The following is a 2,559-nucleotide window of genomic DNA, read 5'->3' as shown; positions in this document are numbered from 1 at the left end:
TACTTGCTATCTTAATAGTTTCTTTAAAATATAATAAACCAATACCCATTGAAACAATACCGGTACTAATAAAAATATCTCCAGACCTCCACTAAGAAGATCTTTGATGATAACGAAGGGAAAAAATATACTGGAGCAGAGGAGCAAAAACCAGCCTAACCATTTAAGTCCAATAGGGATCTTAGAACTATTGAGAAAACTACCCAAAAAATTTCCCATCATTTTTGCTTGCTCCTCAGGGTCAGTATATTGTTTATAATCACCTTTTATTGGCATTATTAACAGACCTCCTGGTAATTTGTTCTCTCAGGTATAAAGACATAAAGAGGTTGGAAAAATTCCTACCTCAAGGAGCGCTATTTTACAATTTTAATAGTTGTTTCTCTAGCTATTTTATCAAATTCTTGATCTAAAAATATTTAATTTTCTCTACATTATTAGGGTTTTCTAAATTTAGTGGTCCTAATTGTTTAAGATAATAATCGGATAATTTGCTTAGAGTTAAGATTTTTTTGTACTCAGGAATTGTACGTTCCCAATATTCATCTGCCGTTAAACCGGTAGCCTTTATCTCAGCTTCAATTAATTCTTTGCCAGTGGCATTTGGGTCATATTCTTCAAATTTTGACCTTTGTTGCTTTACAAATTCTCTAACCTCGTTATCAGTAGCTTCCAAACCTAATTCAACTGCTTTTTGATACAATGCTTCACGTTTTGCTAGTGAATTTATGACATCATGTTCAGAGGGAAATGCACTCCCGTTTATTTTAGCAAGATAAATAAGTAAATTTTTCTCCTTAACAAATTCTCTAGCTAAAACAGGTTTTCCATTTACTTTAAATACAACTTTATCAGGATCTTTAATTAGTTTATTGTCATTGACCATTTTTACCAGAGAAGTTACTTGTTTGTTTTCATCAGCAAAAATGCCCGTGAAAGAAACTGAAACCACAAGTAAACCTAAACTCAGAGCTATAAAATAAGCTCTCTTTTTCATTTGGCCTTCTCCTTTCTTTAAATTAATTACTTCCACCATAAGGGCTTGCCCCTGAAGGAATGAGTTGATCAGGTGCAGGCCCTGACAAGTCTGATTTGGAAAGGGATAGCACTAAACTGGATGAGGAATAATAGTCCATTCCCCATCAGTTAACAGAAGGCCAAATATTATTGGCTCCATATTTAGCATAATCTTTGATATATCGCCTTAAACAAATCATATCACAAACAAAAAACAACCAAAATTTACCACAAAAATTCGACAAATCCCCGTTTCAATTTGACAAAACCAGAGACAATTTTTACCGCTCATCCTTCTTGTTAGCAAGAGTAAAACAATGGTATAATATTATGGTATCAGGAAACAGGGAGGCCGGGCCTTGAAACGGGAAAAAACGCGGTATGTTTGCCAGAATTGCGGTCAGGTGGAACTGCGCTGGCTGGGACGCTGTCCTGGTTGCGGTGAGTGGAATAGCCTGGTGGAGGAAGTGCGTCAGGAAACCAGAACAGCAACAAGTGGAAAAAAGATCATTCCGGTGCCGCTGCCCCAGATCAAAACAGAGAAGCAGGAACGGGCTGCTACCGGTCTGGCTGAGCTGGACCGGGTGTTAGGAGGTGGACTGGTGCGGGGTTCCCTGGTGCTGGTAGGAGGTGACCCCGGTATCGGTAAATCCACTTTGCTTCTGCAGGCAGCTGGATATCTGGCCCAAAAGGGCCCGGTGTTGTATATTTCTGCGGAAGAGTCGCTGAGCCAGTTGCGGATGCGGGCGGAACGGCTGGGAGTGGAGGGGCCGCAGGTGCTGGCAGCGGCGGAAAACTGCCTGGAGGATATCCTGACGGCAGTAGATGCCGGCCAGGATTGGCAGGCGGTGATTATAGATTCCATCCAGACCGTGCACAGCCGGGAAATTACCTCCGCTCCGGGCAGTGTCAGTCAGGTGCGGCATTGTACCGGACTCTTGCTGGATCTGGCCAAGGGCAGGGAGATTGCCACTCTGATTGTAGGTCATGTCACAAAAGAAGGAGCTCTGGCGGGACCGCGGGTACTTGAGCATATGGTGGATACTGTCCTGTATTTTGAGGGAGAACGTCACCAGAATTACCGCCTGTTGCGGGCAGTGAAAAACCGCTTTGGCTCCACCAATGAGCTGGGCCTGTTCGAAATGACCGGCAGTGGACTGATTGATGTCAGTAACCCCTCGGGGCTATTGCTGGCCCAGCGCCCTGTTGGCGAACCGGGTTCTGTGGTAGTGGTGGCTATGGAGGGCAGCCGTCCTATTCTGGTAGAAATCCAGGCTCTGATATCGCCAGGCAATCTGGCCAACCCTCGCCGCATGACCTCGGGGCTGGATTATCAGCGGGTGGCGTTGCTGCTGGCGGTGCTGGAAAAGCGCCTGGGCATGCAGTTGAGCCACATGGATGCCTTTGTTAATGTGGCTGGTGGTTTGAAGCTGACGGAACCGGCGGTGGATCTGGGGGTAGCGGTAGCGCTGGCCTCCAGCTGGCGAGAGCGGTCGGTAGACCCCGAGATGGTAATTATCGGGGAAGTGGGCTTGACAGGTG

3 protein-coding genes are annotated in these 2,559 nt (G+C 45.1%); 1 reads left to right on the top strand and 2 read right to left on the bottom strand.

All coding sequences use genetic code 11. The features are described 5' to 3' along the window. Positions 1-6: 6 nt before the first annotated feature. Together JDF658_RS13270 and JDF658_RS13265 are read right to left on the bottom strand one after the other, a co-directional pair. Entirely contained in the window at positions 7-276 is a 270-nt protein-coding gene (locus JDF658_RS13270; protein ID WP_078666449.1) for a hypothetical protein, read from the bottom strand. 133 nt (positions 277-409) lie between these two features. Next, the gene (locus JDF658_RS13265; RefSeq protein ID WP_078666448.1) at positions 410-1,036 is read right to left on the bottom strand and encodes a SurA N-terminal domain-containing protein; all 627 of its coding nucleotides are present in this window, start codon (positions 1,034-1,036) and stop codon (positions 410-412) included. 340 nt (positions 1,037-1,376) lie between these two features. Here JDF658_RS13265 and radA point away from each other — a divergent pair. Continuing rightward, positions 1,377-2,559, top strand: a 1,183-nt coding sequence (gene radA / locus JDF658_RS13260; protein WP_079907985.1) for a DNA repair protein RadA, incomplete at its 3' end; no start/stop codon positions are given.

This window comes from Carboxydocella sp. JDF658, from assembly GCF_002049395.1.
In the GTDB taxonomy this organism is placed as follows: Bacteria; Bacillota.
This window is presented reverse-complemented; position numbering and strand designations above follow the sequence as displayed.